Here is a 17,158-nt window from a genome sequence, read left to right on the forward strand (position 1 = left end):
AAGCAGCCCGCCGAGCCCTGAGGCAACACGACAGTCTTTGCTCAACGAACTGCCGCGCTCTCGTTGTTCCGGGTGATGCAGGCGGGGGTGTGCCGTCGTTCCGGCCGGGCTCGGCAGAGTGTCCGAGCAGGATACGACGCACGTAGATGATCTGCGTGCCGCTCCGGGCAACCCGTGTGGGCCGAACGAGTGAGCAGCGGGTGATATCGATGTGACCGGTGCGCACCTGTGTATACGCACGTGACGGGTGTCCGTGTCGGCGCGAGCGCGGAGCGTGGCCGGAAGCCATCCCCTCCGGGCGCTGATACGCTGGTAGCCCGTGGACCGGTGGGCGACAAACCCCCGAACCGCAGCGACGGCGCCTCCGGAAATCTCCGGGCGGGTAGCCGCACCGCATCACAGACAGCGACCACGGGAGCCCCCTCTTGGCCATGCCGCCCAAATCCACGACGACCAAGCACATCTTCGTCACCGGGGGTGTCGCCTCCTCGCTCGGCAAGGGCCTCACCGCCTCCAGCCTGGGCATGCTGCTCAAGGCCCGCGGCCTGCGCGTCGTGATGCAGAAGCTGGACCCGTACCTGAACGTCGACCCGGGCACGATGAACCCCTTCCAGCACGGTGAGGTGTTCGTCACCAACGACGGCGCCGAGACCGACCTGGACATCGGCCACTACGAGCGCTTCCTCGACCGCGACCTGGACGGCTCGGCCAACGTCACCACCGGTCAGGTGTACTCGACCGTGATCGCCAAGGAGCGGCGCGGCGAGTACCTGGGCGACACCGTGCAGGTCATCCCGCACATCACCAACGAGATCAAGCACCGCATCCGGCGCATGGCCACCGACCAGGTGGACGTCGTCATCACCGAGGTCGGCGGCACGGTCGGCGACATCGAGTCGCTGCCGTTCCTGGAGACCGTCCGCCAGGTCCGCCACGAGGTCGGCCGGGACAACGTCTTCGTGGTGCACATCTCCCTCCTGCCCTACATCGGGCCCTCCGGCGAGCTGAAGACCAAGCCGACCCAGCACTCCGTCGCCGCCCTGCGCAACATCGGTATCCAGCCGGACGCGATCGTGCTGCGCTGCGACCGCGAGGTCCCGACCGCCATCAAGCGCAAGATCTCGCTGATGTGCGACGTCGACGAGGCCGCCGTCGTCGCCTGCCCGGACGCCCGCTCGATCTACGACATCCCGAAGGTCGTGCACTCCGAGGGCCTGGACGCCTACGTCGTGCGCAAGCTCGACCTGCCGTTCCGTGACGTGGACTGGACGACCTGGGACGACCTGCTCGACCGCGTCCACAACCCCGACCACGAGATCACCCTCGCCCTCGTCGGCAAGTACATCGACCTGCCCGACGCCTACCTGTCGGTCACCGAGGCGCTGCGCGCGGGCGGCTTCGCCAACAAGGCCCGCGTGAAGATCAAGTGGGTCACCTCCGACGACTGCAAGACCCCGGCGGGCGCCAAGGCGGCCCTCGGCGACGTCGACGGCATCTGCATCCCCGGCGGCTTCGGCGACCGCGGTGTGCTCGGCAAGGTCGGCGCCATCCGCTACGCCCGCGAGAACAAGATCCCGCTGCTCGGCCTCTGCCTCGGCCTCCAGTGCATCGTGATCGAGGCCGCGCGCAACCTCGCCGACATCCCGGACGCCAACTCCACCGAGTTCGACCCGGCCACCGGCCACCCGGTCATCTCCACCATGGCCGAGCAGATGGACATCGTCGCCGGTGAGGGCGACATGGGCGGCACGATGCGGCTCGGCATGTACCCGGCGAAGCTGGCCGAGGGCTCCATCGTGCGCGAGGTGTACGACGGCAAGGAGTACATCGAGGAGCGGCACCGCCACCGCTACGAGGTGAACAACGCCTACCGCGCGGAGCTGGAGAAGAAGGCCGGCATCCTCTTCTCGGGCACCTCCCCGGACGGCAAGCTCGTCGAGTACGTCGAGTACCCGCGCGACGTCCACCCCTACCTGGTCGCCACGCAGGCGCACCCCGAGCTGCGCTCGCGGCCGACCCGTCCGCACCCGCTCTTCGCCGGCCTGGTGAAGGCCTCGGTCGAGCGGAAGAATTCCAACTGACACACCAGTTGTACGGTGGCCGGGGTGCATACCTTCAAAGGTGCGCACCCCGGTTTCACTGTGGCCGGTCTTTTTTGGCCGGCCTTCATAAAAGCGTGTGTGGAAGGACAGGGCATGACGATCAAGGACACCCCCGAGGAGTGGGAGATCCGGGCGACGGAGACCCCCTTCAGGGGCAACAAGACCTCCGTTCGCACGGATGACGTGGTCATGCCCGACGGTTCCGTGGTCCGCCGCGACTACCAGGTGCACCCCGGCTCGGTCGCCGTCCTCGCCCTCGACGAGGAGGACCGCGTCCTGCTGATCCGCCAGTACCGCCACCCGGTCCGGCAGAAGCTCTGGGAGATCCCGGCCGGCCTGCTCGACGTGCCCGGCGAGAACCCGCTGCACGCCGCCCAGCGCGAGCTGTACGAGGAGGCGCACGTCAAGGCCGAGAACTGGCGGGTGCTGACCGACGTCTACACCACCCCCGGCGGCTGTGACGAGGCCGTACGGATCTTCCTCGCCCGCGATCTGTCCGAGGCCGAGGGGGAGCGCTTCGAGACGGAGCACGAGGAGACCGACATGGAGTACGCGCGCGTGCCGGTCGACGAGCTGGTGCGCCTGGTGCTCGCCGGTGACGTGCACAACAACTGCCTCGTCGTCGGGGTCCTCTCCCTGGTGGCGGCGCGGTCCGAGGGCGGTCTGGACGCCCTGCGCCCGGCCGACGCGCCGTGGCCCGCGCGCCCGTTCGATTCCTGAATCCACCCGTGCGCACATTGGTGTGACGATCGCCTGATCCGATCGGGGGACGTGCCCGCCGTGCTCTTCCCGGAACGTCGCAGAGCGTGAACTAGGCTCTGGAAAACGCCCGTACCGGAAGATCCGGCGGGCTTGCGCGTGCGGTGGGACGGGAGCGTGGCCCGTGACGGATCAGGCGGTGGACACAGGCGGCGGGCGGCTGTCCGCGCACCCGGCCACGGAGGACCATTTCCTGGGCCGCACACGGGAGTTGAAGGAGCTGCGCGCCGACATCGAGCGCGCGGGCCTGGACACCCTCTCCGGCCGCAAGGCCCCCCGCGCGCGCGTGCTTCTCATCGCGGGCCGCCCCGGCTCCGGCCGGACAGCCGTCGCCGAGGAACTCGTACGACAGGTCGCCGAGCGTTACCCCGACGGCGTGCTGCGGGCCCGGCTCAGCGAGCCCGACGGCACCCCCGTACCGATCGAGCGCACCGCCCGCGAGCTGCTCGCCGCGCTGGACGTGCAGGCACCCGCCGGGGCCGCCGAGGACGACCTGACGGAGGCGCTGCGCGCGGCCCTCGCCGAGCGGCGCGCGCTGCTCCTGCTGGACGACGCGGCCGGCGCCGAGCAGGTCGACGCGCTGCTGCCGGACGCCCCGGACTGCCTGGTGGTCGCCGTCTCCGGCGGCCCGCTGACCGGCATCGCGGACGTCCGCCCGTGCACCCTGGGCGGCCTCGACACCAAGTCGGCGGTGGAGCTCCTCACCCGCTACACCGGCTCGGTGCGCATCACCGTCGACCCGCGCTCCGCCGAGAGCCTGGCCGAGGCCTGCCAGGGCCACCCGGCCGCGCTCACCCTGGCCGGCGGCTGGCTCGCCTCCCGGCCCCAGGCGGCCGTCTCCGACCTCGCCAAGCGGATGCACACGGATGCCGTCGAGGGCGCCGAGGGCGCCGACGCCACCCCGCTGGCCCGGGTCTTCCGGCTCGTCCACGACCAGCTGCCGGCCCCCGCCGCCCGGATACTGCGACTGCTCTCGCTGGCCCCGGCCGGCCTGATCGACCCGCACACCGCCTCGGCCCTGGCCGGCTGCTCGGTGGGCGCGGCCCGCGCCGCCCTGGACGAGTTCGTCCTCCTCGGCCTGCTGCGCGCGGTGGACTCCCCGCTGCCCGAGTACGACGTCCCCGGCTGTCTGCACCCGCTGCTGCGCTCCTTCGCCGAGAGCCAGGAACGCCCGGCGGAGCTGCAGCTGGCCCGGGCCCGCATGCTGGAGCGGACCGTACGGCTGCTGCAGTCGTGCCGGGCGATCACCGAGACGGACAGCCCGCAGGCCCGGGAGAAGCTGCAGGAGACGCCCCCGGCGCTCCGCTTCCCCACTCCCCGGGCGGCCGAGGAGTGGCTGCGCGTGCGCCGGCCCGCCCTGCTGGCCGCCGTCCGCGTGGCCGTGGCCGACGGGGAGCTGGACACTCTCGCCCGCCGGCTGATGTCCCAGCTGGTCAGGGCCATGGCGGCACACTTCGGCACCCAGGCGGCCGCGCCCGACCTGTACGGCGTCCACGGCCTGGTGCTGGATGTCGCCGAGCGGCGCGGGCTGCACCGGGAGCGGGCCGCGGCCCTGCTGAACCTGGGCGATCTGGACGCGCAGACCGGCCGCACCCGGGACGCGCTGGCCCGCTACCGGGCCGCCCTGGACGCCGGACGCGAAGCAAATGACCCGTACGCGACCCGCCGCGCGATGGAATCCGTAGGCGGCGCGCACCAGGAGCTGGGGGACTACGACCGGGCCGCCGACTGGTTCGGCCGGGCCCTCGCCGAGCGGCTGGCCCGGGGCGAGCGCACGGAGGCCGCCCGGCTCTACGGCCGGATCGCCACCGCCCACACCTACGCGGGCCGCTACGGCGAGGGGCTCAGGAACTGGCGGGCGGCCGCCGCCGGGTACCGCAAGGAAGGTGATGTCGCCGCTTACGCGCGGGCGTTGAGCGAACTGGCCCGGGTCCAGGAGTACGCGGGGCGGCCCGAGGAGTCGCTGCGCACCTGCCAGGAGGCGGCGGAGTGGGCGCGGCGCGCCGACGAGGTCCGGCTGCAGGCCGCGCTGCAGCTCCGGCTGGCCGACACCCTGGACCGGCTCGGCGACCCCACGGCCGCCCGCCTGCACCGGGCGGCGGCCGAGCGCATGCTGAACGAGGAGCAGTCGGAGGACGACTCCAGCGCGGAACAGGACGCTAACGCCTGCGAAATCCGTAGTGCACCCAGCGAAGATTGATGCAATGAAAGGCTAGACAGTCGGAACACCTTCATTAAACTGGCTCTGCCGCTCGTTCTCCTGCGGTGTCTCCCGGTATGCCCCCGCATGCCTGGGTATGTCTTGTAATGCACCCCCCATACCCTCTGAGCCAAGGACCGTGATCGACGTGAAGGTCGGCATCCCCCGCGAGGTCAAGAACAACGAGTTCCGGGTGGCCATCACCCCCGCCGGTGTGCACGAGCTGGTGCGCAACGGGCACCAGGTCGTCATCGAGCGGGGCGCCGGCGTCGGCTCCTCGATCACGGACGACGAGTACGTCTCCGCCGGTGCCGAGATCCTCGGGACGGCGGACGAGGTCTGGGCCGCCGCGGACCTGCTGCTGAAGGTCAAGGAGCCCATCGCGGAGGAGTACCACCGCCTCCGCAAGGACCAGATCCTCTTCACCTACCTGCACCTGGCCGCCTCCAAGGAGTGCACGGACGCGCTCATCGAGTCCGGCACCACGGCCATCGCCTACGAGACGGTCGAGCTGCCGAACCGCGCGCTGCCGCTGCTCGCCCCGATGTCCGAGGTAGCGGGCCGGCTGGCCCCGCAGGTCGGCGCCTACCACCTGATGCGTCCGGCCGGCGGCCGTGGCGTGCTGCCGGGCGGTGTCCCGGGCGTGACCCCGGCCAAGGTCGTCGTCATCGGTGGCGGTGTCTCCGGCTGGAACGCCACCCAGGTCGCCGTCGGCATGGGCTTCGACGTGACCCTGCTCGACCGCGACATCAACAAGCTGCGCGAGGCCGACAAGGTCTTCGGCACCAAGGTCAAGGCCATCATGTCCAACTCCTTCGAGCTGGAGAAGGCCGTCCTCGACGCGGACCTCGTCATCGGCGCCGTCCTCATCCCGGGCGCCAAGGCCCCGAAGCTGGTCACCAACGAGCTGGTGTCCCGCATGAAGCCCGGAAGTGTTCTTGTCGACATCGCGATCGACCAGGGCGGCTGCTTCGAGGACTCGCGTGCCACCACGCACGCCGAGCCGACCTTCCGGGTGCACAACTCGGTCTTCTACTGCGTCGCCAACATGCCGGGCGCGGTGCCGAACACCTCCACCAACGCCCTCACCAACGCCACGCTGCCGTACATCGTCTCGCTGGCCAACAACGGCTGGGTGGAGGCGCTGCGCCGCGACGCCGCGCTCGCCAAGGGGCTCAACACCCATGACGGCAAGGTCGTTTACAAGGAGGTCGCCGAGGCCCACGGCCTGGAGCACGTGGAGCTGGACTCCCTGCTCGACTGACCCCTCCGACCTGGTGAGTCGCTAAGTCACCGACAGGTAAAAGGCGATTCGTCAACACGCCTCGTCAACACCGCGCACCCGGCCGGACCTTGCCCGACAAGGTCCGGCCGGATGTGTGTATGGTCACTTTGCGACTCTCGGTCAACTCGCCTCGAACGTAACCCTTCGACCGATTCGCACACCGGTGAAACCTGCTGTGCGACGGCCGTACGCCCTTGACAGCGGGATGTTTCATTGCCGACACATCCTGCCGGGTCCGGCGGATTGTGTTGCTGCGGACCGCCGACACGCCATAGAGTCGCCAACCGTCGGCATGGTGCCACGCTGACCTTGTCTAGAAGTTTCCTGGTCACCAAGGAGGTAAGACGACTTGTGAATGAGTCGACATTTTCTCCCGGGGTGGTCAACCAGGAATGCCTGTACGGGGCCAGGGCTCCGCGGGATTCGAGGCTGTCGGCTCCGTAGCTGTGCGCACCTTCGCAGCCCACCAGAGTCCGGGTCGGCAGACCGTCCGGACAGCACACCAGAGCATGGATGGCCATCACGTGAACGCCATGGCCGGCGACGGAAGTGGCGCGCCCCACAACCACTTCGCCGACTACGACGAACTGCCCGAGGGGCACTTCTACGACCCCGACGCCGAGTACGAGCCCGATCCCGAGTACGCGGCCACGCTCGCGCCCGACGCGGCCCGCCAGCGCCGTGAGCGCATCGGCCCGACCGGACGCCCGCTGCCGTACTTCCCGATCCCGGGCCCGCTGACCGACCACGGCCCCGCGAAGATCATCGCGATGTGCAACCAGAAGGGCGGCGTCGGCAAGACGACGTCGACCATCAACCTGGGTGCCGCGCTCGCGGAGTACGGCCGGCGCGTGCTGCTCGTGGACTTCGACCCGCAGGGCGCGCTGTCGGTGGGTCTCGGCGTCAACCCGATGGAGCTGGACCTCACCGTCTACAACCTGCTCATGGAGCGGGGGATGTCCGCGGACGAGGTCCTGCTGAAGACGGCGGTCCCCAACATGGACCTGCTGCCGTCCAACATCGACCTGTCGGCCGCCGAGGTCCAGCTGGTCTCCGAGGTCGCGCGCGAGTCGACCCTGCAGCGGGCGCTCAAGCCCCTGCTGCCCGACTACGACTACATCGTGATCGACTGTCAGCCCTCGCTCGGCCTGCTCACGGTGAACGCGTTGACGGCCGCCCACAAGGTGATCGTCCCCCTGGAGTGCGAGTTCTTCGCCCTCCGCGGTGTCGCGCTGCTCACCGAGACCATCGAGAAGGTCCAGGAGCGGCTCAACCCCGAGCTGGAACTGGACGGCATCCTCGCCACGATGTACGACTCGCGCACGGTCCACAGCCGTGAGGTCCTGGCCCGGGTGGTCGAGGCCTTCGACGACCACGTCTACCACACGGTCATCGGCCGCACGGTCCGCTTCCCGGAGACCACGGTCGCCGGTGAGCCGATCACCACCTACGCCTCCAACTCCGTCGGTGCCGCCGCCTACCGCCAGCTCGCCAGGGAGGTGCTCGCCCGGTGTCACGCCGAGTGAGTCTGCCCGGGGCCGACGAACTCTTCCGTACGACAGGGGGGATGGCGCTCCAGCCGTCCACGCCCCGGCGCGGGGCCAACGGCGAGGCCCGGGTCCCGGCTCCCGCGGGGGAGAGCGACGACGTGGCCGCCGCCGAGGACGTGCCGCCGTCGGTGCCCGTCCAGGGCGGTGACGGCGAGGGTGCGGAGCATGTCGCGGCGGAGGCGGAATCGGCCGAGGCCGGCGAGTCCCGCACCCGGCCGGCCCGGCGGCAGACGGCGCAGGAAGGTTCTTCTGCCGCCTCCGCCCCCGCGGCGGCCGAACAGCCCCGCAAGCGCGGGCGGGCGGCCAACCGGCGGCCCAGCGGGCGCGAGCGGCACGACGAGAAGATCACCGTGTACGTGTCCGCCGAGGAGCTGATGGACCTCGAGCACGCGCGACTGGTCCTCAGAGGCGAGCACGGCCTCGCCGTCGACCGCGGCCGCATCGTCCGCGAGGCGGTCGCCGTGGTCCTGGCGGACCTGGAGTCCCGAGGGGACGCGAGCATCCTGGTACGGCGGCTGCGGGGTCGCTAGTCGGCACCGCGGGCCGTAAGCGATAGCCTGCGACGGCCATGACCTCGAACGACGCTCCCGCCCCCGGCCCAGCCGCCGGCCGCAGACGTGCGCTCGGCCGGGGACCTGGAGCGTCGCGACCCGAGCCCCCCGAGGCCACATCGACGCCGGCCACCGGGTCAGCGACACCACCAACCACCCCTGAGGCACCGTCGCCAGCTGCCGAGGCGGAGCCGGAGGCGCGGCCGGTAGGCCCTGAGACGGCCCCCGTAGCACGGCCGACGGCCATTGAGGCGGAGTCCTTGGTGCGGCCGGTAGGCGCCGAGGTGGACCCCGTGGCGCGGCCGGTAAGCCCTGAGGTGGACCCCGTAGCACGGCCGACGGTCGTTGAGGCGGACCCCGGGGCGCGGCCGGGCGGATTGGGGTCCGGGGTGCCGCCGGAGGCCGTTGAGTCGGGGGCTGGGGCGTGGCCGGCTGCTGGCGAGGCGGAGCCTGTGGTGGGGGCGGCAGTCGCTGAGGTGGAGTTTTCCCAGGCGGTGGCACCGGAGCACGGGCCGGAGGGCAGCGCCGTACCGGCGGGGCCGGAGCCGACGCGGGCGGCCAGGGCCGAGGTCGGATATCCGGACGTGCCCGGTGCCCCCGCCTCCGGTACGGAGTCCCAGGGCCCGGGCGAGCCCGTTGCCGACGGCGTCTTCAAGGTTCGGCTCGCCAACTTCGAGGGCCCCTTCGATCTGCTTCTCCAGCTCATCTCCAAGCACAAGCTGGACGTCACCGAGGTCGCCCTCTCCAAGGTCACCGACGAGTTCATGGCGCACATCCGGGCCATGGGGCCGGACTGGGACCTGGATCAGACGACCGAGTTCCTCGTCGTCGCCGCCACCCTGCTGGACCTCAAGGCGGCCCGGCTGCTGCCCACCGCCGAGGTCGAGGACGAGGCCGACCTCGCGCTGCTGGAGGCCCGGGACCTGCTGTTCGCACGGCTGCTGCAGTACCGCGCATACAAACAGATCACCGACATCTTCAATCGGCGCCTGGACGAAGAGGCCCGCCGCTATCCGCGTACCGTCGGCCTTGAACCCCAGCACGCCGAGCTGCTGCCCGAGGTCGTCATCAGCATCGGGCCCGAGGGCTTCGCCAAGCTCGCCGTCAAGGCGATGCAGCCCAAGGCCAAGCCCCAGGTGTACGTGGACCACATCCACGCCCCGCTGGTCAGTGTGCAGGAGCAGGCGGGGATCGTCGTCGCGCGGTTGAAGGAACTCGGCGAGGCCAGCTTCCGGGCGCTGGTGGAGGACACCGACGACACCCTCACGGTCGTGGCCCGGTTCCTCGCGCTGCTGGAGCTGTACCGGGAGAAGGCCGTGGCCCTGGACCAGGAGACCGCGCTCGGGGACCTGATCGTGCGCTGGACCGGCGGCGACTCGGACGCGGCGCCGAGGGTCACCGACGAGTTCGACCGGCCGCCCGAGGAGCCCAAGGACTCCAAGGAGGAGAAGAAGGCATGAGCGAGGAGACCGCGGAACTCCCGGCGGGACTCCGTACCGTCGCCGATCTCGACCTCAAGCCCGCCCTGGAGGCGGTCCTCATGGTCGTGGACGAGCCCGCGACCGAGGAGCACCTGGCGAAGATCCTGGAGCGGCCGAAGCGGCAGATCGCGGACGCGCTGCGGGAGCTGGCCGACGACTACACCGTGCAGGGCCGCGGCTTCGAGCTGCGGTTCGTCGCGGGCGGCTGGCGCTTCTACAGCCGCGCCGAGTACGCGCCCGCCGTCGAGCGGCTCGTGCTGGACGGCCAGACGGCCCGCCTCACCCAGGCCGCGCTGGAGACCCTGGCGGTCGTCGCCTACCGCCAGCCCGTCAGCCGCAGCCGCGTCTCCGCCGTGCGCGGAGTCAACTGTGACGGCGTGATGCGCACCCTCCTGCAGCGCGGTCTGGTCGAGGAGGCGGGCACGGAACCCGAAACAGGTGCGATCCTGTACAGGACGACGAACTACTTCCTGGAGCGGATGGGCCTGCGCGGCCTGGACGAGCTCCCGGAGCTCGCGCCCTTCCTTCCGGAGGCGGAGGCGATCGAGGCCGAGACCCAGGAGGGTGTGCCGTCGTTCGATCCGGACGCTCCGGATTCCGAGGACGCAGACGACAAGACGGAACTTTGATGCGAAGCAGCAGCGGCAGGAACAGCAGCGGAAACAACGGCGGGAGCCGTGGTGGCAACAGCGGCGGCCGCGGCGGGAGCAGCGGTGGCCGCGGTAATTACCGCGGCGCCGGGAACGCCCGCGACGACAAGCAGGGCGGCCGGCCGAAGAAGCCGCGCCCGGAGGAGCGCCGCTACGACGTGGGCCCCGGCGCCACCCAGGACGGCCCCAAGTCCGGGCGGGGCGGCGCGGCGCGCGGCGGTGCCAAGGGCGGCCCCAAGCAGGCCCAGCCGCGCGGTGGGCGGACGGCTCCGGGAAGCTCCCGCGAGTACGAGGCACGCGCCGAGGAGCGCAACCGGGAGCGGTACGCGGGCAAGAAGGACGTCAAGCTGCCCAAGACCTTCCCCGGCGCCGAGCAGGAGGGCGAGCGGCTGCAGAAGGTCCTCGCGCGCGCGGGCTACGGCTCCCGGCGCGCCTGCGAGGAGCTGATCGAGCAGGCCCGCGTCGAGATCAACGGCGAGATCGTCCTTGAGCAGGGCCGCCGCGTCGACCCGGAGAAGGACGAGGTCAAGGTCGACGGCCTGACCGTCGCGACCCAGTCGTACCAGTTCTTCTCGCTGAACAAGCCCGCCGGTGTCGTCTCCACCATGGAGGACCCCGAGGGGCGCCAGTGCCTCGGTGACTACGTCACCAACCGCGAGACCCGGCTCTTCCACGTCGGCCGGCTCGACACCGAGACCGAGGGCGTCATCCTGCTCACCAACCACGGCGAGCTGGCGCACCGCCTCACGCACCCCAAGTACGGCGTGAAGAAGACGTACCTCGCGGCCATCGTCGGCCCGATCCCGCGCGACCTGGGCAAGCGGCTGAAGGACGGCATCCAGCTCGAGGACGGCTACGCGCGCGCGGACCACTTCCGGGTCGTCGAGCAGACCGGCAAGAACTACCTGGTCGAGGTGACCCTGCACGAGGGCCGCAAGCACATCGTGCGCCGCATGCTCGCCGAGGCCGGCTTCCCGGTCGAGAAGCTGGTGCGTACGTCCTTCGGGCCGATCACCCTGGGCGACCAGAAGTCGGGCTGGCTGCGCCGCCTGTCCAACACCGAGGTCGGGATGCTCATGAAGGAGGTCGACCTCTAGGAGGCGTCTGCGTGACGCCTGTGTGGCGTCTGCGCGGTGTCTGCGTGGCGTTCTGACGGCCGGTTCCGGGTATTCCGGGACCGGCCGTCGGCGTAGCCGCGAACGGGGCTCCAGGGGGCGCTGAGGGGCTTGCGGACCAACGCGCGGGCCCTTTATGGTCGTAACGACTATTAGTCGGACTGACCGTGAAGCCGACCGCAACAAAGGGGGTGCCGGGTCATGGAGGGCTACGACAAGTACGCCTACGAACCCTTCGCCGTCACCGTCGATCTCGCCGTCCTCACGCTCCGCGAAGGCGCCCTGCACGTGCTGCTGGTCGAGCGCGGGCAGGAGCCGTACGCCGGTCACTGGGCGCTGCCCGGTGGCTTCCTGCTGCCCGACGAGTCCGCGGAGACGGCCGCCCGGCGCGAACTCGCCGAGGAGACCGGGCTCGACGACGTCTCCGGGCTGCACCTGGAGCAGCTGCGCACCTACAGCGAGCCCGACCGCGACCCCCGGATGCGGGTCGTCTCCGTCGCCTTCACCGCGCTGCTGCCCGAGCCCCCCGAGCCGCGCGGCGGCGGTGACGCGGCCCAGGCCCGCTGGCTGCCGTACGACTCCGCCGGGCCGCTCGCCTTCGACCACGACCGGATCCTGGCCGACGCGCATGAACGGATCGGCGCCCGGCTGGAGAACAGCTGCGTCGCCACCGCCTTCTGCCCGCCCGAGTTCACCCTCGGCGAGCTGCAGCAGGTCTACGAGACGGTGTGGGGCACGGCCCTGGACCGGCCCAACTTCCGCCGCAAGGTGCTTGCCACGCCCGGCTTCGTGGAACCCGTCCCCGGCGCCGCCCGGCTGACCGGCGGCCGCGGCAAGCCGGCCGCCCTCTACCGCGCGGGCACCGCAACCAGCCTGCACCCGCCCCTGCTCCGACCGTCCCGGGAAGGACGCCCCGCATGACCACGTTCCACACGAGCAAGCGCGCCGCCTCCGGATCCCTGACCGGACTCGCCCTCGGGGACGCCCTGGGCTTCCCGACCGAGTTCAACGACGTGCCCTCGATCCTCGCCAAGTGCGGGCCCTGGCGGGAGATGGAGCTGCCGCAGCGCGCCTTCGTCTCCGACGACACGCAGATGACCCTCGCCGTCGGCCGCGCCCTCAGGACGGCCATGGACCGTGGTGTGCTCGCCCCGAAGCGGCTAGAGCGGCCGCTGCGCGAGGAGTTCGTGGACTGGTACCAGTCGCCGGACAACAACCGCGCCCCCGGCCGCACCTGCCTGACCGCGTGCGCCCTGCTGAAGGAGGAGAGCCGGGCCTGGCAGGACGCCAGCCAGATCGGCTCCAAGGGCTGCGGTGCCAACATGCGCGTCGCCCCCGTCGGACTCGCCCCCGGCCTGAGCGACGAACAGCGCGCCGGCGCCGCCCAGTTGCAGTCCGCGCTCACCCATGGACACCCCACGGCGCTGGCCGCCTCCGACCTGACCGCCCGCGCGGTCCACCTGCTCGCCCGGGGCACCGACCCGGTCGGACTCGTCGGACAGCTGCGCTCGTACGCCCACGACAACCGCAGCCACTACCACCACACCTGGCTCGGCGACCTGTGGACCCGCTCCCAGGACCCCAGCCCCGAGCACTTCATCACGCGCGGCTGGGACGAGTGCCTGGAGATCCTCGGCCGGCTCCAGGAGGCCGTGCGTACGGTCTCACCGGAGACCGACCCCTGCCTGGCCACCGGCGAGGGCTGGATCGCCGAAGAGGCCTTCGCCACCGGGCTGCTGTGCTTCCTGCTCTTCCCCGACGAGCCCGTCACCGCCCTGCGCCGGGCCGCCTGCACCGCGGGCGACTCGGACTCCATCGCCTGCCTCACCGGCGCCTTCGCGGGCGCCTGGCTGGGCGCGGGCGCCTGGCCCACCGAGTGGGCCGACCGGATCGAGTACCGGGGCGACCTGTTGGCCCTGGGAGCGCTCTGGGACGCTTAGGCCCATGATCGACGACCTCGACCTGGACCTGGCGCCCGTGATCGCCGAACAGCCCGACCCGCTGCTGTTCGCGACCGTATCCGGAGCCCACCTGTACGGCTTCCCGTCCCAGGACTCCGACCTGGACCTGCGCGGCGCCCACCTGCTGCCCACCGCCGACCTGGTCGGGCTGCGCGAGCCGGAGGAGACACGGTCGCGGGCGTGGGTGCGGTTCGGCGTGGAGATGGACCTCGTCACCCATGACGTGCGCAAGTTCGTACGGCTGATGCTCCGGCGCAACGGCTACGTGCTGGAGCAGCTGCTCTCGCCCCTGGTCGCGCACACCACCGAGGAGCACCGGGAGCTGATCGCGCTGGTGCCGGGCGTCCTCACCGGCCACCACGCCCACCACTACCGCGGGTTCGCGGTGACCCAGTGGCGGCTGTTCGAGAAGACCGGCGAACTCAAGCCGCTGCTCTACACGTTCCGCGTGCTGCTCACCGGCGTCCACCTGATGCGCAGCGGCGAGGTGCAGGCCCATCTGCCCACACTCCTGGAGCAGGTGGACGCGCCGAACTATCTGCCCGAGCTGATAGCCGCCAAGGCGGAGCAGGAGCACGGCACCACCGACATCGAGCACGCGCGCGTGGAGGCCGACGTGGAGCGGCTGCACGCCGTGCTCGACGCGGCGCAGGCCGCCTCAGCCCTGCCCGACGCGCCCAGCGCGCACGACGCCCTGCACGACTTCGTGGTGCGCGTCCGACGGGCAGGCTGACGCACGGCGCACCCGGTGCAGGAAGTCGGCCACGCGCGCGTGGTCCGGCTCCGGCGGCAGCGGGGTGCGGTGCAGGGCCTCCTCGGTCTCGTCCGCGAGCCGGACCATCCAGCCCTCGACCTGTGCCCAGGGGGCCTCGCCCCGCTTCACCGCCAGCAGCGGCTCCCGCTGGTCGCCGACGTCGAGCCGCAGCTCTCCGGTGCGCAGCAGGTCGCGGGCGCTCATCAGCAGGCGGAGCAGGTGCATCGCGTGCTTCCAGCGCGGGGCGCCCGTCGTACGGACGTCGGCGTCCAGCTTGCGGCGCTGGCCGAGGGCGTAGCGGGTGAAGGTGTCGTGGGCGCGCCGGGAGAGGAAGGCGCCGCGCAGGGACAGCAGCTCGCGGCCGGTGTCGTCCACGTGCTCCACCAGCGGGGAGTGCAGACACTCCAGGATGTTCGGGTTGCCGCGCAGCGCCAGCTCGCAGAACCGCTCCAGCTCCCAGGAGAACCGCTCCTCGCCCGGCCCCTCCACATGCGTCGGCGGCTTCTCGAACCGCCAGAACAGCGGGGTGGGGGCGAGGAAGACGCCCCGGCGGTCGGTGTCGCTGGCGTCCGTGGCCAGGCCGAAGGCCCGCGAGCCCATGACACAGGCGTAGATCGTGTGGTCGCGTACGAGATCTTCGGGCTGCATGCCGGGAGCGTACGGGGGCCGCTCACGCCAGGTGGATCGAATTTCCCTCCACCTTGATCGTCTTGGGGGGCAGCGGCTTGGTCGCCGGGCCGTGCGCCACCGAGCCGTCGGCGATGTGGTACTTGCTGCCGTGACAGGGGCAGTCGATGGTGCCGTCCGCCACCTGGCTCACCGTGCAGCCCATGTGGGTGCAGATCGCCGAGAAGGCCTTGAACTCGCCCTTCGTCGGCTGGGTGACCACGACTTTCTGGTCCTTGAAGATCTTGCCGCCGCCCTCCGGGATGGCACCGGTCTCCGTCAGGTCCTGGCTGCCGGGCGACGTGTCGTTCTTGGTGCTCTCGCTGCCGCAGCCGGCGGCGAGCGCCACCGCGCCCGTCGTCATGAGGACCGTGCGCCGCGTCGTGCCGTAAGTCGTGCTGCAAGTCATGCCGTCACTCATGTCGTCACTCCGAACGTAGAGAATGTAGAGAACACAGACAGGAAGAAAGTCCCGATTTGCGACATCTTTGCATCAACCGTCTCAGCGGGCGGTCGCCGCGCGCCCGGCCGACCGGGTCTGACTAGGCTGGACGGACCAAGAGCCGATACGTATGTCAGCGAGGAGCAGCGCCGTGGCGGTACGAGCGGTCCGGGGGGCCGTCCAACTGGAGCGGGACGAGGCCGGTCACATGGAAGAGCAGGTGGGCGCCCTGCTCACCGCCATCCTGGAGCGGAACGGACTCACCGCCGACGACCTGATCAGCATCTGGTTCACGGCCACCCCCGACCTGCACAGCGACTTCCCGGCGGCCGCCGCCCGCAAGCTCGGCATCGGCTTCGCCGATGTACCCCTGATCTGCGCCCAGGAGCTGGACATCGACGGCGCCATGCCCCGGGTCGTCCGGGTGCTCGCGCACATCGAGTCGGACAAGCCCCGCGCCGACATCGCCCACGTCTACCTCGGCGCCGCCGCCGCCCTGCGCAAGGACATCGCCCAGTGAGGACCGCACTCGTCATCGGCACCGGGCTCATCGGCACCTCCGCCGCGCTCGCCCTGACCCAGCGGGGCGTCGTCGTCCACCTTGACGACCACGACCCCGAGCAGGCCCGTACTGCGGCCGCGCTGGGCGCCGGCACCGACGCGGCCCCCGACGGCCCGGTGGACCTCGCGATCGTCGCCGCCCCGCCCGCCCACGTGGCCGGTGTCCTCGCGGACGCCATGGCCCGGGGAGTGGCCCGCGGCTACATCGACGTGGCCAGCGTCAAGGGCGGCCCGCGCCGCGAGCTGGAGGCCCGCGGCCTCGACCTCTCCTCCTACATCGGCACCCACCCGATGTCCGGCCGGGAGAAGTCCGGCCCGCTGGCCGCGACCGGCGACCTCTTCGAGGGCCGCCCCTGGGTGCTCACCCCGACCCGGGACACCGACACCGAGGTGCTGAACCTCGCCCTGGAACTGGTCTCGCACTGCCGTGCCGTGCCGGTCGTCATGGACGCCGACGCCCACGACCGGGCCGTCGCCCTCGTCTCGCACATGCCCCACCTGGTCTCCAGCATGGTCGCCGCGCGCCTGGAGCACGCCGAGGAGGCGGCCGTACGGCTGTGCGGGCAGGGCATCCGGGACGTGACCCGGATCGCCGCCTCCGACCCCCGGATGTGGATCGACATCCTCTCCGCCAACCCCGGTCCGGTCGCCGACCTCCTCGCGGACGTCTCCGCCGACCTGGACGAGACCGTCCGCGCCCTGCGCTCCCTGCAGTCCTCCGACGAGGACAAGCGGCGCGAGGGCGGCCAGGGCATCGCGGACGTGCTGCGGCGCGGGAACGCGGGGCAGGTCCGAGTGCCGGGCAAGCACGGCAGCGCGCCGCGCGTGTACGACACCGTCGTCGTCCTCATCGACGACCAGCCCGGCCAGCTGGCCCGCATCTTCGCGGACGCGGGACGGGTCGGGGTCAACATCGAGGACGTACGCATCGAGCACGCGACCGGACAGCAGGCCGGCCTGGTCCAGCTGATGGTCGAGCCCAAGGCCGCGCCGGTGCTGAAGGAGGCGCTGCGCGAGCGAGGGTGGGCCCTGCGGCAGTAGGGCGCCCGGCGCCGAAGGGCGGTCGTCCGTTCGGGTCACC

The 17,158-nt window shown here is 71.4% G+C and carries 16 protein-coding genes; 14 read left to right on the top strand and 2 right to left on the bottom strand.

Features of this window, described 5'->3' with window-relative positions; genetic code table 11:
* Positions 1–431: 431 nt before the first annotated feature.
* From CRP49_RS25480 to CRP49_RS25535, 12 genes are all read left to right on the top strand, one after another.
* The gene (locus CRP49_RS25480; RefSeq protein ID WP_097255491.1) at positions 432–2,081 is read left to right on the top strand and encodes a CTP synthase; all 1,650 of its coding nucleotides are present in this window, start codon (positions 432–434) and stop codon (positions 2,079–2,081) included.
* A gap of 114 nt (positions 2,082–2,195) precedes the next feature.
* Positions 2,196–2,822, top strand: a complete 627-nt coding sequence (locus CRP49_RS25485) for an NUDIX hydrolase (protein ID WP_097255492.1) — start codon at positions 2,196–2,198, stop codon at positions 2,820–2,822.
* Positions 2,823–2,985: 163 nt separating this feature from the next.
* Positions 2,986–5,061, top strand: a complete 2,076-nt coding sequence (locus tag CRP49_RS25490; protein ID WP_097255493.1) for a tetratricopeptide repeat protein — start codon at positions 2,986–2,988, stop codon at positions 5,059–5,061.
* 139 nt (positions 5,062–5,200) lie between these two features.
* Positions 5,201–6,325, top strand: coding sequence for an alanine dehydrogenase (gene ald, locus CRP49_RS25495; protein WP_097255494.1), 1,125 nt, complete (start codon positions 5,201–5,203; stop codon positions 6,323–6,325).
* A 413-nt stretch (positions 6,326–6,738) separates the two neighbouring features.
* The gene (locus CRP49_RS25500; protein ID WP_097255495.1) at positions 6,739–7,872 is read left to right on the top strand and encodes a ParA family protein; all 1,134 of its coding nucleotides are present in this window, start codon (positions 6,739–6,741) and stop codon (positions 7,870–7,872) included.
* On the top strand, positions 7,857–8,426 hold the full coding sequence (locus CRP49_RS25505) for a hypothetical protein (RefSeq protein WP_097255496.1): 570 nt from the start codon (positions 7,857–7,859) through the stop codon (positions 8,424–8,426). The genes CRP49_RS25500 and CRP49_RS25505 overlap by 16 nt, the downstream gene beginning before the upstream one ends.
* Before the next feature lie 497 nt (positions 8,427–8,923).
* Entirely contained in the window at positions 8,924–9,907 is a 984-nt protein-coding gene (locus CRP49_RS25510) for a ScpA family protein (protein ID WP_306459750.1), read from the top strand.
* A complete protein-coding gene (gene scpB, locus CRP49_RS25515) occupies positions 9,904–10,557 on the top strand; it encodes an SMC-Scp complex subunit ScpB (protein ID WP_097255498.1) in 654 nt (217 codons plus the stop codon). The genes CRP49_RS25510 and scpB overlap by 4 nt, the downstream gene beginning before the upstream one ends.
* A complete protein-coding gene (locus CRP49_RS25520) occupies positions 10,557–11,675 on the top strand; it encodes a pseudouridine synthase (RefSeq protein WP_097255499.1) in 1,119 nt (372 codons plus the stop codon). Before scpB ends, CRP49_RS25520 begins: the two co-directional genes overlap by 1 nt.
* A gap of 219 nt (positions 11,676–11,894) precedes the next feature.
* On the top strand, positions 11,895–12,614 hold the full coding sequence (locus tag CRP49_RS25525; RefSeq protein ID WP_097255500.1) for an NUDIX domain-containing protein: 720 nt from the start codon (positions 11,895–11,897) through the stop codon (positions 12,612–12,614).
* A complete protein-coding gene (locus CRP49_RS25530; RefSeq protein WP_097255501.1) occupies positions 12,611–13,633 on the top strand; it encodes an ADP-ribosylglycohydrolase family protein in 1,023 nt (340 codons plus the stop codon). The genes CRP49_RS25525 and CRP49_RS25530 overlap by 4 nt, the downstream gene beginning before the upstream one ends.
* A gap of 4 nt (positions 13,634–13,637) precedes the next feature.
* Complete coding sequence (locus tag CRP49_RS25535) at positions 13,638–14,387, top strand: DNA polymerase beta superfamily protein (RefSeq protein WP_097255502.1); 750 nt, start codon at positions 13,638–13,640, stop codon at positions 14,385–14,387.
* Here the strand turns inward: CRP49_RS25535 and CRP49_RS25540 are convergent.
* Both CRP49_RS25540 and CRP49_RS25545 read right to left on the bottom strand, forming a co-directional pair.
* Entirely contained in the window at positions 14,313–15,056 is a 744-nt protein-coding gene (locus CRP49_RS25540; protein WP_097255503.1) for a DNA polymerase beta superfamily protein, read from the bottom strand. The two genes, CRP49_RS25535 and CRP49_RS25540, sit on opposite strands and share 75 nt — an antisense overlap.
* A 22-nt stretch (positions 15,057–15,078) precedes the next feature.
* A complete protein-coding gene (locus CRP49_RS25545) occupies positions 15,079–15,483 on the bottom strand; it encodes a Rieske (2Fe-2S) protein (protein ID WP_097255504.1) in 405 nt (134 codons plus the stop codon).
* A 184-nt stretch (positions 15,484–15,667) separates the two neighbouring features.
* Here CRP49_RS25545 and aroH point away from each other — a divergent pair, with 184 nt between their 5' ends.
* Both aroH and CRP49_RS25555 read left to right on the top strand, forming a co-directional pair.
* Positions 15,668–16,036 carry a chorismate mutase gene (gene aroH / locus CRP49_RS25550; protein WP_094216675.1) on the top strand — a complete coding sequence of 123 codons (369 nt, stop codon included), beginning with the start codon at positions 15,668–15,670 and terminating at the stop codon, positions 16,034–16,036.
* Complete coding sequence (locus CRP49_RS25555; RefSeq protein ID WP_097255505.1) at positions 16,033–17,118, top strand: prephenate dehydrogenase; 1,086 nt, start codon at positions 16,033–16,035, stop codon at positions 17,116–17,118. The genes aroH and CRP49_RS25555 overlap by 4 nt, the downstream gene beginning before the upstream one ends.
* The last annotated feature ends 40 nt before the right edge of the window (positions 17,119–17,158 follow it).

Source organism: Streptomyces sp. Ag109_G2-15 (genome assembly GCF_900215565.1).
GTDB lineage: Bacteria > Actinomycetota > Actinomycetes > Streptomycetales > Streptomycetaceae > Streptomyces > Streptomyces diastatochromogenes.